Source organism: Tabrizicola sp. T46 (assembly GCF_057219895.1).
Map to the genome: position 1 here is coordinate 785362 of NZ_JBXVVV010000002.1, position 19569 is coordinate 804930.

The following is a 19569-nucleotide window of genomic DNA, read 5'->3' on the forward strand; positions in this document are numbered from 1 at the left end:
CCGGGCCTTTTTCTTTTATGGCCAATGGTTTGGGAATTGTTTCAGGCCTGTCACATAGCGTCACAAAGAGTGAGTTGAGATCACGCCCCGGCATGTCTAGCTAAACGCAACGGCAGAGAGCCAACTTCTGCCACCGCAATGAGGTTGATCGAGACGTGCAGAATACCCTGTCCACCCCTGCCACCTTCACCGGGTTCGGCCTGCATTCGGGCCTGCCCGTGCGCATGACGGTTCGTCCGGCAGCGGCGGATCATGGCATCTGCTTCCGCCGTGTGGATGTGACCGAGGGCAACCCGCTTGTCCCCGCGCGCTGGGATCATGTGACGCCCTCGAAGCTGTGCACCGTGATCGAGAATGCTGATGGCGTTTCGGTCTCGACGATCGAGCATGTGATGGCGGCGCTGGCCGGATCCGGGATCCACAACGCGCTGATCGACATCGACGCCCCGGAAGTGCCGATCCTTGATGGCTCGGCCCTGTCCTTCGTGGCCGGCTTCCTTGCCGCCGGGATCGAGGCGCTGGATCGCCCGGTCCGTGCGATTCGGGTGCTGAAGCCGGTTGAGGTTTCGGAAGGTGAGGCGACCGCTCGGCTGGATCCCGCCGACATGCTGGAGATCGATTTCAGCATCGACTTCGAGGATGCCGCGATCGGCATGCAGACCCGCCGGCTTAACATGGCCAACGGTGCCTTTGTGCGCGAGCTTTCCGACAGCCGCACCTTCTGCCGTCAGGCCGATGTCGATGCGATGCGCGAACGCGGCCTGGCCCTTGGTGGGACGCTGGAAAATGCGGTCGTCTTCGACGGAGACCGGGTCCTGTCGCCCGGCGGTCTGCGGCACGAGGACGAGCCTGTGCGCCACAAGATGCTGGACGCCGTGGGCGATCTGGCGTTGGCCGGTGGCCCGGTTCTTGGCCGCTACACGGGCGAGCGGGCCGGTCATGCCCTGACCAACCGTCTTCTGCGCGCGCTCTTTGCCGACCCGGCCGCCTATCGCCACGTCGATTGTGGTCCGCAGACGCTTGGCAAGCTGCCCGGCGTCGGTGTCCATGCCGGCGATCTGCCGATCTGCGCCTGATCCAGACTGCACTGTCTGAAAGTTGACGAAAGGCGTTTTGCGCCCCGGATTTTTCTATGCTAGGACAGGGCAAATCGTGTGATCGGGGGGTCGGACGGCCCATGAGATCGCAGGCAGTGCTGAGGCAGCAGGTTTGAACAGGCAGGAAATGGCGGGCAGGCGGTCCGGCGCGGGGATGATCACAGCGGCATGCGTCGTACTGATGCTGGCCGGCTGCGTCCCGGGGCCGAACGAGCGCCCGCTGGAAAGCTATACTGCCGAAGAGATCTTCAAGATGGGGGAGCTTGAGCTGGAGACGGCGCGCCGCCCCGACGATGCGATCGTCTACTTTCAGGAGATCGAGCGGCTTTATCCCTATACCGAATATGCCAAGCGGGCGCTGATCATGCAGGCCTTCGCCCTGCACAAGGCGAAGAAGTACCCCGAGGCACGCGATGCCGCGCAGCGCTATCTCGATTTCTATCCCGGCGACGAAGATGCGCCCTATGCCATGTATCTCATGGCGCTTAGCTATTACGATCAGATCGACGATGTTGGGCGCGACCAGGGTCTGACCTTCCAGGCGCTTTCAGGCATGCGCGACGTGATCGAGACCTATCCTGACAGCGAATATGCACGCTCGGCGATCCTGAAGTTCGACCTCGCCTTCGACCAGCTTGCCGCAAAGGAAATGGAAATCGGCCGCTTCTACCTGAAGCGGGGTCATTACACCGCGGCGATCAACCGCTTCCGCACCGTGGTGCAGGATTTCCAGACCACGACCCATACGGCCGAGGCGCTGCACCGCCTGACCGAAAGCTACCTGGCGCTTGGCCTGACGGACGAGGCGCAGACCTCGGCCGCGATCCTGGGCTACAACTATCAGGCGTCGCCCTTCTACCAGGACAGCTTCCGCCTCTTGAAGGGGCAGGGCCTGTCCCCCGAGGTCAAGGGTGAAGGCTGGCTGGCGCAAGTCTACCGCCAGATGGTGCGGGGCGAGTGGCTGTAAGGATGGTGGGTTTCACCCATCCTGCGCATGACCATGCTGCGTAGCCTCGATATCCGCGATGTGCTGATCATCGACCGGCTGAGCCTGGAGCTTGGCCCGGGCCTGAATGTGCTGACCGGTGAGACGGGGGCGGGAAAGTCGATCCTGCTGGATGCCTTGGGGTTCGTTCTCGGCTGGCGTGGGCGTGCGGAACTCGTGCGGCAGGGGGCCGCGCAGGGCGAGGTGACGGCGGTCTTCGACCTTGCGCCGGACCATCCGGCCCGGTCCGTTCTGGACGAGGCCGGGATCGAGGCCGAGGATGAGCTGATCCTGCGCCGGGTGAACACGGTAGATGGCCGCAAGACCGCCTGGATCAACGACCGCCGGGTGTCGGGCGAGGTGCTGCGTGACCTTGCCGACCACCTGGTGGAGCTTCATGGCCAGCAGGATGACCGCGGCCTTCTGAACCCCCGGGGTCACCGGGCCTTGCTGGACGCCTTTGCCGGGCTGGACCTTGCACCCCTGCGGGCGCTCTGGACCGAACGGCGGCAGGCACGGGCTGCCGTGGCCGAGGCTGAGGCCGCGCTGGCCCGCGCGGCGGCCGAGGAAGAATTCCTGCGCCACGCGGTGGCGGAACTGGACAAGCTGAACCCCGTCGCGGGCGAGGATGCGGCACTTGATGCACATCGCCGGCTGATGCAGGGCGCGGCGCGCATCCGCGAGGACGTGGCGCGGGCGCTTGCCGCCCTGTCGGATGAGGGCGCCGAGGGCCGGATGCGCGACGCGCTGCGCTGGCTGGAGGGGGCGTCTGACAAGGCAGAGGGGCGGCTTGATGGTGCGCTAGACGCCTTGAACCGCGCCCTGATCGAGCTTGGCGAAGCTCAAGGCGGGGTCGAAGGTGCGCTTGAGGCGCTGGAGTTCGACCCGGGCGAACTGGAACGGGTGGAAGAACGGCTCTTTGCGATCCGGGCCCTTGCGCGCAAGCATAGCGTACCGCCGGATGACCTGGGGACGCTGGCGGATGAACTTCGCTCACGGCTTCAGGCGATCGACGGCGGTGCAGCCGGGATCGCGCGGCTTCAAAAGGCGGCGACCGAGGCAGAGGCGGCCTATGACGCCGCAGCGGCGCGGATGACGGAAGACCGAAAGGTAGCGGCCCGTCGGCTGGATGCCGCGATGGCGGGGGAACTTGCACCCCTGAAGATGGAACGCGCGGTCTTCGTGACCGAGATCGTCCCCGGCGAACCTGGGCCGGAGGGGGTGGACCTTGTCACCTTCAGCGTGGCCACCAACCCGGGCGCTCCGGCAGGACCCTTGAACCGGATCGCCTCGGGCGGGGAGTTGTCGCGCTTCCTTCTGGCGCTGAAGGTCTGTCTCACCGGCAGCACGTCGGGCCAGACCCTGGTCTTCGACGAGATCGACCGCGGGGTGGGGGGAGCGACGGCCGATGCCGTCGGACGTCGGTTGCAGGCGCTTGCCCGGGGTGCCCAGGTGCTGGTCGTCACCCATTCGCCGCAGGTCGCGGCCTTCGGGGCGCGGCACTGGCGGGTGGAAAAGCGCGTGGCGGATGGCAAGACCCTGTCCACGGTCAGCGCGCTGACGGCGCCCGACCGCGTGGAAGAGATCGCGCGGATGCTGGCGGGCGATACGGTGACCGAAGCCGCCCGCGCCGCTGCCCGGGCGCTTCTGCAGGGCTGAACCGCCCGTCTTCCGTGCAAGGCTGCCCAAGACGTGGGCGTTCTGCCATGCGCCCGGCGCATGACGGCGTTTCCCTTCCAAACATGGAATGCTGCGACGCAGCGACCTATCTTCTGCACAGAAGAAGGAGTGAAGCTATGTTCAACCTGTTCAAATCGTTGATCGCCCTGCGTGGCGCTTCCGTCATTGCCGAGGTGGAGCGTGACTACCTGAATGCCTCGGTCAGCCGGATCGACCTGGAACGCCGCCAGCGTGAGGTCGAAAACGGCCTTTTCCGCCGGTCGAGCTTTGACTTCTGATCAAGGCTGATCCGGGACGAGCTTTCCCGGGTTCATCAGGTTCAAGGGATCGAGGGCGCGCTTCAGCGCCCCCATCACCGCCCAAGCCCCACCATGCTCGGCCGCCATCAGGCCGAGCTTGCCAAACCCCACCCCATGCTCGCCCGTGATCGTGCCGCCAAGGGCAAGGGCGCGCTCAGCCATCCGGGTTGCCAGCACCTTTGCCGTCGCCACTTCGGCGGGCGCGGCGGGATCGACCAGCAGGATTGCGTGGAAATTCCCGTCCCCGACATGACCGAGGATCGGTCCCGGAAGCCCTGATGCGGCTATGTCGGCCCGAGTCTCGTCCACCGCCTGCGACAGGGCCGAGATCGGCACGCAGACATCCGTCACCACCGCTTTCGCCCCCGGGCGCGAGGCCAGGATCGCCCGGTAGGCCGCGTGCCGCGCGGCCCAGAGGCGGGTGCGGTCCTCCTGCCGGTCGGCCCAGTCCAAGCCTGCGGCCCCGAACCCGCCCGCATGTTCTCGAAAGCGCGCAACGTCTTCGGCAAGGCCCGCGGGATGGCCGTGAAATTCGACCAGAAGCTGCGGGGCAGGGGGCAGGTTCAGCCGCGAAAAGACGTTGCAGGCGGCAACCGTCGCCTCGTCCAGAAACTCGATCCGCGCGGGCGTCAGGCCCATCTGCATCGTTGCGATCACGCAATCGACGGCGGCCCTGACCGAGGGAAAGGCCGCGACAGCGGTCATCACCGCCTCGGGCTGGCCATGAAGGCGCAGCGTCAGTTCGGTGATGAGGCCCAGCGTACCTTCCGCCCCGACGAAAAGTCCGGTGAGGTCATAGCCGGCCGAAGACTTCGGCGCAGCGCTGCCCGTCTGGATCACCCGTCCGTCGGCCAGAACAACCGTCAGCCCCCGCACGTTGTCACGCATCGTGCCGTAGCGCACCGCCGTGGTCCCCGAGGCGCGGGTCGAGGCCATGCCGCCAAGGCTGGCATCCGCCCCGGGATCGACCGGGAACATCAGCCCGGACCCTTTCAGCGCCCGGTTCAGCCCCTCGCGCGTGATCCCGGGCTGGACGCGGGCAAGCCGGTCTTCGGCGCGAAGTTCGACCAGCGCCGCCATCTCGCGGAAATCCACGACCACCCCGCCGTGGAGCGCCAGCGCATGGCCTTCCAGAGAGGTGCCAGCCCCCCAGCCGATCAGCGGCACCCGGTGGGCGGTCGACCAGCGGGCCAGGGCGGAAACCTCATCGGTCGAACGCGGAAAGACCACGGCATCGGGCAAGCCGGCCGAGACCAGGCTTTCGCCCTGAGCATGTTCGGCCAGGATCGGGGCAGCCACCGTGGCGCGGTCGCCAAGCAGCGTCTTGAGGTCGGAAAGGGCATCGGGGGTCAGCATCGCCCCACCCTAGCGGCTTGCCCGGGCGGCGCAACCTCTGGCCCTTCGACCTCGCTTGGGGTATCACCCCGGCACCGTAACACCGGGAGAGTCGCCCCATGAAAGCTGCCGTCATCACCTTTCCGGGGTCGAACTGCGACCGTGACCTTGCGGTGGCCTTCGAAAGCACCGGGTTCCAGGTGGCGCGGGTCTGGCACAAGGACACAAGCCTGCCGAAGGGCGTGGATGTGGTGGGGATCCCCGGCGGCTTTTCCTTTGGCGATTACCTGCGCTGCGGGGCCATCGCGGCACAGTCGCCGATCAGCGCGGCGGTGAAGGCCCACGCCGATCGCGGCGGCTTCGTGCTTGGCATCTGCAACGGCTTTCAGGTGGTGACCGAGATGGGCCTTCTGCCTGGCGCGCTGATGCGCAATGCGGGGCTCAAGTTCGTCTGCCGGACGGTGACGCTGCGGGTTGCCACGACCGACAGCGCCTTCACCTCGGGCTACGTGCTTGGCCAGCACATCCGGGTGCCGATCGCGCATCACGATGGCAACTACACCATCGATGCCGAAGGGCTGGCCCGCCTGCAGGGTGACGACCGGATCGCATTTACCTACGATCAGAACCCCAACGGCAGCATGGCCGAAATCGCTGGCGTGCTGTCGGAAAACCGCCGCGTGCTGGGAATGATGCCGCATCCGGAACGGGCGATGGACGCGGCCCTTGGCGGCGATGACGGGCGCGGGCTTTTCTCGTCGATCATGGGCGGGATGGCGCTGGCCTGAGCACCTGCCCTTGAGGGCGACGCCCGCCGGGCCTAATCTTCCGGCCATGACCAAGTCCCTGAAATCCGACGAGACAGAAGGCCAGGGCCTGTCCCTGATGGTCAAGCTTGCGGTCGCGCTTCTGGTGATCCTTGCGATCGGCGTGGTGCTGGTGTCGAACCGCCTTCTGACCGACCGCTACACGGCCGACACGCGCAGCCGGGCCGAGGTGCGGCTGGCGCTGTACACCGGGAACCTGATGTCGGAACTCCAGCGGACTTCGGTCGTCCCGCTGCTTCTTGCACGCGACCCTGAACTGGTTCAGGCCCTGCGCGACAGCAACTTCTCAGCCACCTCAGCCAAGCTGATCGCCCTGCAGTCCCAGATCGGCGTGGCCTCGATCCGGCTTCTGGACAACAACGGTCGCGTGGTGGCTGCAACGAACCGGAACATCCTCGGCACCAACAACCGCACCGAACCCTATTTCGTCGAGGCGCAACGGACCAAGGAAACGATCTTCAGCGCCGTACGGCGCGACTCGGCAGGTTTCGACTTCGTCTATTCCCGGGCGATTACGGACGAGGGCAATGTCATCGGTGTGATCGTGGTTTCGGTCGACCTGATGAAATACGAACGCGCCTGGGCGGGCCTGCAGGACGCGGTCCTTGTCACCGACAGCGAAGGGATCGTGATCCTTGCGACCGAGGCCCTGTGGCGCGGCCAGCCCTTCGAGGAGGCTCTGGCCCTGCGTGACCCGCCGTCGGCCATCTCGCGCGCGCTGCAGGCGACGGCCGACTGGGCGCAGAACCCTCCGGACGCCTATGTGCGCGGCGAGGCGGTGATGAAGACCACGGCGCGGGTGCCCTTTCGCGGCTGGCAGATCCAGACATTCACCGCCTATGCCTCGGTCCGTGAACAGGTGAACGGGATCCTTGCCCTGCAGATCATGGGCTTTGCGATCCTGCTGGCCTTCACCTTCTACATGCTGTCGCGCCGGGCGTGGTCGCGGTCGCTGACCTTCCAGCGCGAGTCGGCCGAACTCAGGGCGCTGAACGCCCGTCTGCAGCGTGCGATCGCGGAGCGCGAGAAGGTGAAGAAGGATCTCGAGGTGGCTGAACTGACGCTGGCCCAGTCGTCGAAACTGGCCGCACTGGGCGAGATGTCGGCCGCTGTCAGTCACGAACTGAACCAGCCCCTTGCCGCGATGAAGACCTATCTCGCGGGGGCGCGCCTTCTGTTGCAGCGCCGCCGTCCGGAAGAGGCATTGTCCAGCTTCCAGCGGATCGACGACCTGATCGAACGCATGGGGGCGATCACACGGCAGTTGAAGTCATATGCGAGGAAAGGCGGGGAAGCCTTTGAAGAGGTTGATCTTCGTGCGTGTGTGTCCTCCGCGCTTGCGATGATGGAACCACAGCTGAAAGCGCGTGTTGTGAAGATCAGCCGGGGCCTGCCGCGCCAGCCGGTGATGGTGATGGCTGACCGGATCAGGCTGGAGCAGGTTATCATCAACCTCCTCCGGAACGCGCTGGACGCGACCAAGGACACCAAGGACCCGCAGATCGACATCCTGCTCTCGGCGGGAGAGACGGCGACCCTGACGGTGCGCGACAACGGGCACGGGATCGACGATCTCGAGAACCTGTTCGAACCGTTCTACACGACGAAGAAGCCCGGCGAAGGTGTGGGGCTTGGCCTTGCGATCTCGTCCGGGATCGTGACCGACCTCGGCGGCCGGCTGACGGCCCGGAACGGCGACAGCGGCGGGGCGGTGTTCGAGGTGCAGTTGCCGATCCTCGGTCCGGGTGCAGGCAGCAAACAGGAAGCAGCAGAATGAAGAGGTTCCCATGGCCCGCGCAATGAAGGTGGCGATCGTCGATGACGAAGCGGACATGCGGCAGTCGATCAGCCAGTGGCTGGCCCTTTCGGGTTTCGACACCGAAACCTACGCCAGCGCCGAAGACGCGCTGAAGGTCATCGGGCCGGATTTCCAGGGCGTCGTGGTCAGCGACATCAAGATGCCGGGGATGGACGGGATGGCGTTCCTCAAGCGCCTGATGGGGCAGGATTCCGGCCTGCCGGTGATCCTGATCACTGGGCACGGTGACGTGCCGATGGCGGTCGAGGCGATGCGGGTCGGGGCCTTCGACTTTCTGGAAAAGCCCTTCAACCCTGACCGGATGACCGAGCTTGCCAAGCGGGCGACGCAGGCCCGGCGGATGACGCTGGACAACCGGGCGCTGCGGAAGGAGCTTTCGGATGGCTCCACGATCATCAAGAAGCTGATCGGCTCCTCCCCCGCGATGGAGCGGCTGCGTGAGGATATCCTCGACCTCGGCCAGGCCGACAGCCACGTCCTGATTGACGGCGAGACAGGGACGGGGAAGACCCTGGTGGCCCATGCCCTACATGCCGTGGGGCCGCGGGCGTCGAAGAAGTTCGTCGCGATCTCCTGCGCCGCCTGGGGCGAGGACCAGCTTGCCGCGCGCCTCTTCGGGCCGGCGGAGGACGGGACGCTGCCCCTGATCGAGGAAGCCCGTGGTGGCACGCTGTGCCTGGAGGACATCGAGGCGCTGCCGAATGCCCTTCAGGCGCGGCTTCTGACGGTGATCAACGACCAGGGGACCCCGCCGGAAACCCGGATCATCGCGATCTGCAACCAGCATGCGCCGGACATGACGCTGGAACAGGTGCTGCGGCCCGACCTCTTCTATCGCCTCGGGGCGATGACCATCGTCCTCCCCCCCTTGCGGACGCGGGGCGAGGATATCCTGCAGCTCTTCACCCGGCTTTCCGAGCAGTTCGCCGAGGAATACGGCTGCGATGCGCCGCAGGTGACGGCGCAGGAGGCGGCCCAGCTGTTGCAGGCCCCCTGGCCCGGGAACGTGCGGCAGCTGGTCAACATCGCGGAGCGGGCGGTCCTGCAGAACCGGCGCGGGTCGGGGTCGATTGCAAGCCTCCTCATGGCCGACAACGAGGCGGCGGGGCCGGCGCTGACCACGGAAGGCAAGCCCCTGAAAGACTATGTGGAAGCCTTCGAGCGGATGCTGATCGACAACACGATGCGGCGCCACAAGGGGTCGATCGTCGCGGTGATGGAGGAGCTCTGCCTGCCGCGCCGGACCCTGAACGAGAAGATGGCGAAGTATGGCCTAAGCCGGGGGGATTACGTCTGACCACGGGGTGACCACAGTGGTCAAAATCGGAAAACCCAATCGGATCAATATTTTGTCAAAAATGATTCAGGATTCCTTAACCTCTGCCCACGCAGGGCAGATCCGGCGACTTCGGGTCGGGCGGCCCCCCGCGCAGGGGTGTTGGATGACATTATGGTGAAATTCGGCATTGCCCTTGGTCGGGCTTTGCCGATAGGGTCGCCGTGAGGCGGCATTTGCCGCCCGAAGAATTCTCTGCCCCTTTGCCGGCCGCACATCACCGAGCGCCGCAATGGGGGAGCCGGATCGGCCGCAAGGTCGTGCACATTGTCTGCAAGTCTAGGAATTTGCAGGCTTTCATAGGTGGCGGGCCGCCAAGGCCCGTCAAACGCAACCGCGATGAGGCGAGCGAGCACAGAACACGCGAAAGCAGTCTGCCCCCCGGGCCGGACGTTCGTTTCTGCACTTGCCGCCCGCGCACAGACAAGCCGCCCCGTCCCGTATCAACCACCGTCTGGTCCGCCAACGGGGGTCCTGCGCTTGGGGCGCATTGGAACAACATGGCCAAGAAAATGCTTATCGATGCCACCCACACCGAGGAGACTCGGGTTGTGGTGGTCGACGGAAACAAGGTCGAGGAATTCGACTTCGAGACCGTCAACAAACGCCAGCTAGCCGGCAATATCTACCTAGCCAAAGTCACCCGGGTCGAGCCGTCGCTTCAGGCGGCCTTCGTCGAATATGGTGGCAACCGGCACGGCTTCCTTGCCTTCGCCGAAATCCATCCGGACTATTACCAGATCCCGGTCGCTGACCGTAAGGCGCTGATCGAGGAAGAACGGGCCATGGCCCGGGCGGAAGAGGAAGAGGACAACCGTAGGTCGCGCCGCCGGGCGCCGCGGCCGCAGGGACGAGCCGAAAAGGTCAAGACCGAGGATGCGGTGGCCGAAGGACCGTCCGGCATGGATGTCGTGGATCTTGGCGAGGACGAGGCGACGGAAGGGTCGCTGGTCGAGGTGGCCGAGCCGGTCGAGGCCGCGCATGACCATGACCATGAGCAACCGCACGATCACGACCACCACAACGAGACGGTCGAGAACGGCAATGGCGGGCGCTACCGGGCCGTGGACCATGCCAGCGACACCGACGACGAGATCGAATCGATCGCCGAAGAGGACGTGGCCGAGGAAATCGCCCAGCCGCGCCGTCCGCGTGCGCGCCGCTACAAGATCCAGGAAGTGATCAAGGTCCGGCAGATCATGCTGGTCCAGGTCGTGAAGGAAGAGCGCGGCAATAAGGGTGCAGCGCTGACGACCTACCTCAGCCTTGCCGGGCGCTACTGCGTGCTGATGCCGAACACGGCGCGGGGCGGCGGGATTTCCCGCAAGATCACGCAGGCGGCGGACCGCAAGAAGCTTAAGGAAATCGCGCAGGAGATCGAGGTGCCGGAAGGCGCGGGCCTGATCATCCGCACGGCAGGCGCCAAGCGGACCAAGCCCGAGATCAAGCGCGACTACGAATACCTGATGCGGCTGTGGGAGCAGATCCGCGAGCTGACGCTGAAATCGATCGCGCCCGCGAAGATCTATGAGGAGGGCGACCTGATCAAGCGGTCGATCCGGGACCTCTATTCCCGCGAGATCGACGAGGTGCTGGTCGAGGGCGAGGGCGGTTATCGCACCGCCAAGGACTTCATGCGGATGATCATGCCAAGCCACGCGCGGCAGGTGATCCGCTACACCGACCCGACGCCGCTCTTCGCCAAGTATCAGGTGGAAGGCTACCTCGCCGGCATGTTCAACCCGGTGGTGCAGCTGAAATCCGGCGGCTACATCGTGATCGGCGTCACCGAGGCCTTGGTGGCGATCGACGTGAACTCGGGCCGTGCCACGAAGGAAGGCTCGATCGAGGAAACGGCGCTGAAGACGAACCTCGAGGCTGCGGATGAGGTGGCGCGCCAGCTGCGCCTGCGCGACCTTGCCGGGCTGATCGTCATCGACTTCATCGACATGGAAGAGCGGAAGAACAACGCCGCCGTCGAGAAGCGCCTGAAGGACAAGCTGAAGACCGACCGCGCGCGGATCCAGGTCGGGCGGATCAGCGGATTTGGTCTGCTGGAAATGAGCCGGCAGCGGCTGCGGCCGGGGATGCTGGAATCGACCACCCAGGCCTGTCCGCATTGCCACGGCACCGGCCTGATCCGCAGCGACGACAGCATGGCGCTGACCGTGCTGCGCGCGCTGGAGGAAGAGGGCACCCGGAAGCGGTCGAAAGAGGTACTGCTGAAGGCGCCGGTCGGGATCGTGAACTACCTGATCAACCAGAAGCGCGAGCATATCGCGCTGATCGAGGCGCGCTACGGGATGAGCGTGCGGATCGAGGCCGACCCCATGCTGGTCAGCCCCGATTACTCGATGGAAAAACTGAAGACCGCGACGCGGCCGGTGCCGGACACGCCGGTCATCTCGGGCCATGCCGGGCTGATGGGCGCGCCAGTTGCCGAGGAAGAAGATGACGACCTGATCGACGATCTGGTCGAGGAAGAGGCCGAGGAGGCCGAGGCTGACGCCGCGACGGCTCCTGCTGCCGCCTCGGACGGTGACGGCCAGCCGGGCCGCAAGAAGCGTCGGCGTCGGCGTCGCCGGCGCGGCGGTCAGCGTGACGGCGAAGGGCAGGCGACGGCGGTGGCCGGCGATGCGGCCGAGAGCGGCGACGAAGACGCCGCTGGTGAGGCGGGCGAGGATGCTGGTGAGGCCGAAGCTGAGGTAGAGCCTGTCGCGGCTGCTCCGGAAGATGCCGCCAAGCCGAAGCGCACCCGCAAGCCGCGTGGCGCGCGGACTGCAGAGGTGGCCCCGGCTGTCGAGGTCGCTGCTCCCGTAGTCATCGAGGTGGTTGCGGAGCCGGTGACCGAGGTGGGGGAAGTGGCCCCGGCCAAGCCCGCGCCGCGCAAGCGCGCGACGAAGGCCAAGGTGGCTGAGGCGGTTGTTCAGGCTGCGGCTGCGGAATCCCCGGCAGAACCGGCGCCGAAGGCGGCCCGGTCGCGGGCGTCGCGCGCCAAGGCCGCCGAGGCTGCGGCCCCGGCGCTCGCCCCCGATCCGGGGATGGTGCCCGTGGCCGAAACCGTGGTGCCGGACCCGGAAGAAGCGGCGGCTGCCGCCCCGGCGGAGGACCCCGCCAAACCGAAGCGCAAGGGGTGGTGGTCGCTCGGCCGCTAGGCCCGGCGGATCAGATGCAGAGTGACGGGGCCGTGCGATCCGGCCTCGTCCCGTGCCTCCAGATAGGCGTGGCCGGCTTCGGCGCAGAAATGCGGCAGGTCGACAAGCGCCATGGCATCGGTCGTGCGGACGCCAAGCACCGTTCCCGGGGCAAGCGACATCAGCCGCTTGCGGGCCCGCAGCACGGGGAGGGGGCAGAGAAGCCCTTCGCAGTCGAGGATCTCGTCCCAGGCGTCCATCCCGGCGGTGTAGCGGGGGCGGGGGCGGACGACAAGGTTACAGCTTCCAACGGGGATGTGACCCGAAGCCCGGATGACGCGGGCGAGGAAACGGGCTATCTGGCAAAGAGATGTTCGGGATTGAGATCATAGACGCCACCCTGCTGCCCGCGATGCTGGTCGCGCTTCTGGCGGGGGTGCTGTCGTTCCTGTCGCCTTGCGTCCTGCCGATCGTGCCGCCCTACCTTGCCTACATGGGCGGGATCAGCATGTCGGAAATGACCGTCGCGGGGCAGGCGCGGCGGCGGGTGATCCTGCCGGCGCTGTTCTTCGTGCTGGGGCTTTCGACGATCTTCCTGCTTCTGGGGTTCACCGCCTCGGCCTTTGGCAGTTTCGTCCTGGAGAACCAGCTTCTGCTGGCGCGGATCTCTGGCGTGGTCATCATCATCTTCGGCCTGCATTTCCTGGGCGTCTTCCGGATTGGCATCCTTGACCGCGAGATGCGGATGGATGCGGGCGACCGGGGTGGCTCGGCGCTGGGGGCCTATGTGCTGGGGCTCGCCTTCGCCTTCGGCTGGACCCCCTGCATCGGCCCGCAGCTGGGGGCGATCCTGTCGCTCGCCGCGCAGGAGGGCAGCATGGAGCGGGGGACGATCCTTCTGGGCGTCTATGCGCTGGGGCTGGGCATCCCGTTCCTGTTGGCGGCGATTTTCGTTGAAAGGTCAATGACCTTGATGGCGAAGCTTAAGAAGCACATGAAGCTGATCGAGCGGCTGATGGGCGGGCTTCTTCTGGTCGTGGGGCTGGCGCTGGTGACCGGGGCCTTTACCGATTTCAGCTACTGGATGCTCGAAACCTACGAAGCGCTGGGGCTGCCCCTGCCGGGCTGATCGCGGCCTTTCCAATCGCTCACCACCGGTTAACATGCCGGGGGCAGGATGGCGGGATGGGCGTGGGTCTTTCGCATGAGGGGGCAGAGGGGAAGGCGGCGGTGTTTCGCCGGCATGTCCTTTACATCCCCGGCTACGATCCCTTCCCCCCGCGCCGCTACCGCGAGCTTTACCGCAAGGAAGGGGCCGAACAGGCGGCGATCTGCGGCTATGAGCTGACCGTGAGGGGCCGGCCCGGGGAGCAGGGCTGGACTGTCACCGGGCGCTTCGGGCGGCACCGGACCGAGACGCTGGTCGAGGTTCTGGTCTGGTCCGACCTCGTGAAGAGCTCCATGGCGCGGGGGGTGGCAGGGACCTACTGGCTGTTCCTGCGGTCGCTCTGGGTCTACGGGGCATCAGGCGCGCTTTGGCACCTTCTGCTGCTGCGGAAGGGGCCGATGATTGCGGCACTTTATCCGGCGGTTCTTCTGATCCTGCAAGCGTTGGTGGCCCTGGGCGTGGGCTGGCTGCTGGTATGGCTCCTCGACGGGCTGCCGCTTGGTCTGAACTGGGCGGTGGCGGCGGTGGCGGGCTACGGGGTGCTGGAGGGGTTCCGCCGCATGGACCGCAGGCTTTATGCCTATTACCTGATGCATGACTATGCCTTTACCGGGATCGCAAATGGTGCCTACCCCCCGGCGCTGGAGGAGCGGCTGGCGGTGTTTCGCGCCCGGATCCGTGAGGCCTTGGAGAGCGGGGTCGACGAAGTGCTGGTCGTCGGCCATTCGAGCGGCGTTCATCTTGCGGTCTCGGTCCTGGCCGATCTGATCCGCGAGGGGGTTCCAACGCAGCCCGCGCTGGGGTTCCTGTCGCTGGGGCAGGCGGTGCCGATGGCGTCCTTCCTGCCCAAGGCCGGGCGACTGCGAGCCGATCTTGCCTATCTTTCGATGCGCGAAGACCTGACCTGGGTCGATGTCAGCGCGCCGGGGGATGGCTGCAGCTTCGCGCTTTGTGATCCGGTCGCGGTGACCGGCGTCGCCCCGGAGGGGCAGCGCTGGCCGCTGGTGATGTCCGCCGCCTTCAGCAAGACGCTGAGCCCGGAGCGCTGGAAGAGCCTGAAACGGCAGTTCTTCCGCCTGCATTTCCAGTACATGTGTGCCTTCGACCGGCCCCGGGGGTATGACTATTTCCGCATCACGGCGGGGCATCGCACGCTTGCCGACCGGTATCGCAGCCGCACCCATTCCACAGGGCGGATAGACCGGGCGGCCAGCCCTTATCGGGACATGACATGACCCCGCCGAAGCCAGAACCGCGGGCCGACCGGGTGTCGCTGCTGACGCATCTGCGGCTTTTCCGGCGCGACATCCTGTCGGCACAGCCCGCGCGCCTTTACCGCGCCTGGATGGCAGAGTTCCGGACCCCGTTCTTCGAAAGCTACCTGTGCAACGATCCCTCCCTTGTGCGGTTGGTGCTGGACGAACGGCCTGCGGATTTCCCGAAGTCGGGCCGGGTGACCGAGGGGCTCGCGCCTTTGCTCGGGCGGTCGGTCTTTGTCACCAACGGGGAGGAGTGGCTGCACCAGCGCCGGATCATCGACCCTGCCTTCGAGGGGGGCCGGTTGCGCGAGGCCTTTCCGGCGATCTGGGCGGCCTGCGAGGCGTCGGTCGAGCGGATGGGTGAGGGGGTGCAGGAGGTGGAACTGGCGGCAAGCCATGCGGCTGCGGACGTGATCTTCCGCACGCTTTTCTCGATCCCGATCGAAGACCAGGTGGCGCAGGCGGTGTTCCACGAGTTCCGCGCCTACCAAAGGTCGGCACCGATCCTAAACCTTGCGGCCTTCCTGCCCCTGCCGCGCTGGATGCCCCGCCTGCACCGGCGCGCGACCCGCACCTCGGCCGCCGCGATTCGCGGGTTGATCGCCGGGCTTACGGCCGAACGTGCGCGGGCGCTCGCCGCAGGAACCGCGCCGGCGGACCTTGCGACCAAGATCATGACCACTCCCGACCCCGAGACGGGGCAGGGGTTCAACACGGACGAGATGATCGACCAGGTGGCGATCTTCTTCCTGGCGGGGCACGAGACCAGCGCCTCGGCCCTGGCCTGGGCGCTCTACCTGCTGGCGACGCATCCGGACGCGCAGGAGAGGGTGGCGGCTGAGACGGCGGGGCTTCGGCCCGAATTCGGCACGGTGGGCAGCCTGCGGTTCACCCGCGACGTCTTCCGCGAGGCGCTGCGGCTTTATCCGCCGGTGCCAATGATGGTGCGCGAGACGACGGGGACCGAAAGCTTCCGTGGGCGGGCGGCGCGCAAGGGGGCTCAGGTGGTGATCAGCCCCTGGCACCTGCACCGGCATGAACGCATCTGGGACCGCCCCGATGAGTTTGATCCCGACCGCTGGGCGGGCGAGGGGCGCGAAACGGCGCGGGAGGGGTATTTGCCGTTCTCACGCGGGCCGCGCGTCTGCCCCGGCGCGGGCTTTGCCATGCTGGAGGGCACGCTGATGCTGGCGCATCTGGCGCGGGCCTTCCGTTTCGAAGCGCTGCTGGACCGCGTGCCGGTGCCTGTGGCGCATCTGACGGTGCGGGCGAAGGACGGGATCTGGCTGCGGGTGACCCGGCGGGACGGTGGGCAGATTGCCCACCCTACGACGGTCGGCCTGTAGGTTGGGCGATCCGCCCACCGCCGCGCCGTCAGACGATCTCGACCCGGTAGCTTTCGATCACCGTGTTGGCGAGAAGCTTTTCGCACATGGCCTTCACGTCCGCCTCGGCCTTGGCGGCGTCTGTGTGGGCCAGATCAAGCTCGATCACCTTGCCTTGCCGCACGCCGGTGACGCCTTCGAACCCAATGGAGCCGAGCGCGTGGCGCACCGCCTCACCCTGCGGGTCGAGGACGCCCTGTTTCAGCATGACGGTAACGCGGGCTTTCATCGGGGCCTTCTCCGGTTCGGTGCAAAGGGCCGATTTTTCGACGAAAAATCGGCAGGTGGGATCAGTTGATCAGCGTCGGCTTCATCGCATGGGTGACGTTCGAGGGCATGACGCCAAGCCGGCGCGCAAGCTCGGTATAGACATCGGCCATCGGCTGGGGTTCGGGGATCGTGCCGTCGGGGCGTTCGGGCTGGCGCATGTCCCAGAGGCGGCAACTGTCGGGGCTGATTTCGTCGGCGACGATCAGGCGCATGAAGTCGCCCTCCCAGATCCGGCCGACCTCGATCTTGAAGTCGGCAAGGCGGATACCAAGGCCCATCATCACGCCCGAGAGGAAGTCGTTGACGCGCAGGGACAGGGCAACGATGTCGTCGAGGTCCTGCTGGTTGGCCCAGCCAAAAGCGACGATGTGTTCTTCCGAGACCATGGGAGACTGGAGCTTGCTGTCCTTGAAGTAGTATTCGACGATCGGCCGCGGCAGCTGTGTGCCTTCGGGGATGCCAAGGCGCGCGGTCATCGGCCCGGCCGAGAAGTTGCGCACGACGATTTCCAGCGGAATGATCTCCACCATCCGCACCAGCTGTTCGCGCATGTTGATGCGGCGGATGAAATGCGTCGGCACGCCGATCTGGTTCAGCCCGGACATGAAGAATTCGGACAGGCGGTTGTTCAGCACACCCTTGCCTTCCAGCGTGGCGGGGGCGGCGACGGTGGGGGCGCTGTCGTCCTTGAAGTACTGGATCAGCGTGCCGGGTTCCGGGCCTTCGTAGAGGATCTTCGCCTTGCCTTCGTAGACCTTCTTGCGCCGTGCCATGCCTGCTCCGATGACGGGCCCGCCAATGGGACCAATGCCCGCGAGGGCGACCCCGGGCCGTTCCCTTGGCCTATAGTCCAAGGGTCGGCCGGTCGCAAGGCATGTGCGCCGCCGACAGGGCTTGCGGCAGCGCGAAGGGATGGGCATATCGGGGGAAACGTCAAACCCCGGGGGGAAGCCCATGACCACTTTCGACGACCGCGAGAATGCCTTCGAGGCGAAGTTTGCCCACGACAAGGACATGCAGTTCCGGGCCGAGGCGCGGCGCAACAAGCTTGCCGGGCTTTGGGCGGCGGGGCTTCTGGGCAAGTCCGGCGACGAGGCCGCGGCCTATGCGATGGAAGTGGTGAGTGCCGACTTCGAGGAAGCGGGCGACGAGGACGTGGTCCGCAAGATCGTGGCCGACCTTGCCGGCAAGGCCAGCGCCGAGGAAGTGCGCGCCAAGCTGCACGAGCTCATGCCCGTCGCCAAGGCCCAGCTTCTGAGCGAGATCTGATCCTGCGGCCCGGCCGCGAACTTGCGGTTGGGCGCAACTTCACTTGCAGAATATGAATTTGCCTCCGACCCACCGGCGTGGCAGACGGTGGGTCTGGACATATGAAGGACCCGGCCCATGACCGACGCGCTTACCCGCCTCTTGTCGCAGCGTGACTGGCTGATGGCGGACGGCGCCACGGGGACGAACCTCTTCAACATGGGGCTGGAATCGGGCGAGCCGCCCGAGTTCTGGAACACCGAAAAGCCTGAGAACATCCGCAAGCTTTACAGCGCAGCGGTGGCGGCGGGGTCGGACATCTTCCTGACCAACACCTTCGGCGGCAATGCCGCGCGGCTGAAGCTGCACAATGCCCAAGGCCGGGTGCGCGAGCTGAACCGGATCGGTGCCGAACTGGGGCGCGAGATTGCCGACAAGGCGGGGCGCACGGTGGTGGTCGCGGGTTCGGTCGGCCCGACGGGCGAGATCTTCGAGCCGATGGGCACCCTGACGCACTCGCAGGCGGTGGAGATCTTCCACGAACAGGCCGAGGGGCTGAAGGAGGGCGGCGTGGACGTCCTCTGGATCGAGACGATCTCTGCCCCCGAGGAATACCGTGCGGCGGCCGAGGCGGCGGCGCTGGCGGGGATGCCCTGGTGCGGCACGATGAGTTTTGACACCGCGGGTCGGACGATGATGGGCGTCACCTCCTCTGCATTGGCCGACCTTGTGGAAAAGCTGCCGAACCCGCCGATCGCCTTCGGGGCGAACTGCGGGGTGGGGGCGTCGGACCTGATGCGCACAGTGCTTGGCTTCGGCTCGACCGGGACGGAGCGGCCGATCATCGCCAAGGGCAATGCCGGGATCCCCAAGTATCACGACGGGCATATCCACTATGACGGCACGCCTGAACTGATGGCGGAGTATGCCGTGCTGGCGCGGGATGCGGGTGTGCGGATCATCGGCGGCTGCTGCGGGACGATGCCCGAGCACTTGCGCGCGATGCGCGAGGCGCTGGAGACGCGGCCCAAGGGACCGCGCCCGACGCTGGAGGACATCTCGGCCCATCTTGGCGGCTTCTCTTCGGCCTCGGACGGGACGGGCGACACCGGCGGCGAACCCCGCCGGGAACGGCGCGGTCGACGGGGTTGACCGGGCGCTACGGGATCGTGCTTACTCCGATCGTCTGACAGCCACGGAGGGTCTGAATGAAGTTCCTGCACTGGCTGGTCCACGAGATCAGGGCGATCCTGACCGCCATGCTGTTCTTCCTGTCCTGCTTTGCCGTGGTGGTGGTCCTGAAGGACCTGATGCTGGAGCAGTATGACGTCACCGCTGCAACCTCGGTGCGGGTCGTGATGCTGGCGCTGGTGACAGCCAAGGTCGTCGTGCTGTTCGAGCGTGTGTCGCTGGGCCGGCAGATCGGCTTGATCGAGGTGGTCATGCGGACCGCACTCTACTCGCTGGCCGCCTTCCTGCTATTGCTTTTGGAACATGGGATTTCCGAACGGAAGGAAGCCGGCGGTTTCTTCGCGGCGCTGAGCAATGCCTTCCAGCACCCCGACATGCCGATCATCTGGGCCACGCTGATTTGCGTGACCCTGGCGTTCTTCGTATGGACAGCCTTTGCCGTTCTGCGCCGGACCTTCGGACGCGACCGGATTCTTGCCGCCTACCTGTCAGCGCCTTCGCCAAAGGCCGAGACTGCCCCGCATCACTGAAGGCGC

At 66.3% G+C, this 19569-nt stretch carries 18 protein-coding genes; 14 read left to right on the top strand and 4 right to left on the bottom strand.

What is annotated here, in order from left to right; all coding sequences use genetic code 11:
• The first annotated feature begins 155 nt into the window (after positions 1–155).
• From lpxC to AC2D9V_RS11550, 4 genes are all read left to right on the top strand, one after another.
• A complete protein-coding gene (gene lpxC, locus AC2D9V_RS11535; protein WP_484714212.1) occupies positions 156–1076 on the top strand; it encodes a UDP-3-O-acyl-N-acetylglucosamine deacetylase in 921 nt (306 codons plus the stop codon).
• A 148-nt stretch (positions 1077–1224) separates the two neighbouring features.
• On the top strand, positions 1225–2064 hold the full coding sequence (locus AC2D9V_RS11540) for an outer membrane protein assembly factor BamD (protein ID WP_484714213.1): 840 nt from the start codon (positions 1225–1227) through the stop codon (positions 2062–2064).
• 33 nt (positions 2065–2097) lie between these two features.
• Positions 2098–3741, top strand: coding sequence for a DNA repair protein RecN (gene recN / locus AC2D9V_RS11545; protein ID WP_484714491.1), 1644 nt, complete (start codon positions 2098–2100; stop codon positions 3739–3741).
• Positions 3742–3878: 137 nt separating this feature from the next.
• Positions 3879–4040: a hypothetical protein gene (locus AC2D9V_RS11550; protein WP_484714214.1), complete on the top strand. Its 162-nt coding sequence runs from the start codon at positions 3879–3881 to the stop codon at positions 4038–4040.
• On the opposite strand, the gene AC2D9V_RS11555 is transcribed toward AC2D9V_RS11550, so the two are convergent.
• Positions 4041–5417 (bottom strand): FAD-binding oxidoreductase, encoded by a 1377-nt coding sequence (locus AC2D9V_RS11555; RefSeq protein ID WP_484714215.1) that lies wholly within the window; start codon positions 5415–5417, stop codon positions 4041–4043. It lies immediately after the preceding gene.
• A gap of 98 nt (positions 5418–5515) precedes the next feature.
• On the opposite strand from AC2D9V_RS11555, the gene purQ reads away from it, so the two are divergent.
• The 4 genes from purQ (at position 5516) to AC2D9V_RS11575 (ending at position 12533) form a co-directional block, all read left to right on the top strand.
• Positions 5516–6184, top strand: coding sequence for a phosphoribosylformylglycinamidine synthase subunit PurQ (gene purQ / locus AC2D9V_RS11560; protein WP_484714216.1), 669 nt, complete (start codon positions 5516–5518; stop codon positions 6182–6184).
• 46 nt (positions 6185–6230) lie between these two features.
• Positions 6231–8000, top strand: coding sequence for a sensor histidine kinase (locus AC2D9V_RS11565; protein ID WP_484714217.1), 1770 nt, complete (start codon positions 6231–6233; stop codon positions 7998–8000).
• A 10-nt stretch (positions 8001–8010) separates the two neighbouring features.
• Positions 8011–9339 (top strand): sigma-54-dependent transcriptional regulator, encoded by a 1329-nt coding sequence (locus AC2D9V_RS11570; protein ID WP_484714218.1) that lies wholly within the window; start codon positions 8011–8013, stop codon positions 9337–9339.
• Between the two features lie 539 nt (positions 9340–9878).
• Positions 9879–12533, top strand: coding sequence for an Rne/Rng family ribonuclease (locus tag AC2D9V_RS11575; RefSeq protein ID WP_484714219.1), 2655 nt, complete (start codon positions 9879–9881; stop codon positions 12531–12533).
• On the opposite strand, the gene AC2D9V_RS11580 is transcribed toward AC2D9V_RS11575, so the two are convergent.
• Positions 12530–12772: a sulfurtransferase TusA family protein gene (locus tag AC2D9V_RS11580; RefSeq protein ID WP_484714220.1), complete on the bottom strand. Its 243-nt coding sequence runs from the start codon at positions 12770–12772 to the stop codon at positions 12530–12532. The genes AC2D9V_RS11575 and AC2D9V_RS11580 overlap by 4 nt on opposite strands.
• A gap of 110 nt (positions 12773–12882) precedes the next feature.
• Here AC2D9V_RS11580 and AC2D9V_RS11585 point away from each other — a divergent pair, with 110 nt between their 5' ends.
• From AC2D9V_RS11585 to AC2D9V_RS11595, 3 genes are read left to right on the top strand one after another with little or no spacing between them, the layout of a single operon-like run.
• Positions 12883–13641 carry a cytochrome c biogenesis CcdA family protein gene (locus AC2D9V_RS11585; RefSeq protein WP_484714221.1) on the top strand — a complete coding sequence of 253 codons (759 nt, stop codon included), beginning with the start codon at positions 12883–12885 and terminating at the stop codon, positions 13639–13641.
• Between the two features lie 56 nt (positions 13642–13697).
• Positions 13698–14915: a hypothetical protein gene (locus AC2D9V_RS11590; RefSeq protein ID WP_484714222.1), complete on the top strand. Its 1218-nt coding sequence runs from the start codon at positions 13698–13700 to the stop codon at positions 14913–14915.
• Positions 14912–16285 (top strand): cytochrome P450, encoded by a 1374-nt coding sequence (locus AC2D9V_RS11595; protein ID WP_484714223.1) that lies wholly within the window; start codon positions 14912–14914, stop codon positions 16283–16285. The genes AC2D9V_RS11590 and AC2D9V_RS11595 overlap by 4 nt, the downstream gene beginning before the upstream one ends.
• Before the next feature lie 28 nt (positions 16286–16313).
• Here AC2D9V_RS11595 and purS read toward each other — a convergent pair whose 3' ends face one another.
• Both purS and AC2D9V_RS11605 read right to left on the bottom strand, forming a co-directional pair.
• Positions 16314–16553, bottom strand: coding sequence for a phosphoribosylformylglycinamidine synthase subunit PurS (gene purS / locus AC2D9V_RS11600; RefSeq protein ID WP_484714224.1), 240 nt, complete (start codon positions 16551–16553; stop codon positions 16314–16316).
• Positions 16554–16614: 61 nt separating this feature from the next.
• Positions 16615–17367, bottom strand: a complete 753-nt coding sequence (locus tag AC2D9V_RS11605; RefSeq protein ID WP_484714225.1) for a phosphoribosylaminoimidazolesuccinocarboxamide synthase — start codon at positions 17365–17367, stop codon at positions 16615–16617.
• A 181-nt stretch (positions 17368–17548) separates the two neighbouring features.
• On the opposite strand from AC2D9V_RS11605, the gene AC2D9V_RS11610 reads away from it, so the two are divergent.
• From AC2D9V_RS11610 to AC2D9V_RS11620, 3 genes are all read left to right on the top strand, one after another.
• Positions 17549–17863 carry a DUF1476 domain-containing protein gene (locus AC2D9V_RS11610; RefSeq protein ID WP_484714226.1) on the top strand — a complete coding sequence of 105 codons (315 nt, stop codon included), beginning with the start codon at positions 17549–17551 and terminating at the stop codon, positions 17861–17863.
• Between the two features lie 117 nt (positions 17864–17980).
• Positions 17981–18994, top strand: a complete 1014-nt coding sequence (gene bmt, locus AC2D9V_RS11615) for a betaine--homocysteine S-methyltransferase (protein ID WP_484714227.1) — start codon at positions 17981–17983, stop codon at positions 18992–18994.
• Between the two features lie 56 nt (positions 18995–19050).
• Positions 19051–19563: a hypothetical protein gene (locus tag AC2D9V_RS11620; RefSeq protein ID WP_484714228.1), complete on the top strand. Its 513-nt coding sequence runs from the start codon at positions 19051–19053 to the stop codon at positions 19561–19563.
• The last annotated feature ends 6 nt before the right edge of the window (positions 19564–19569 follow it).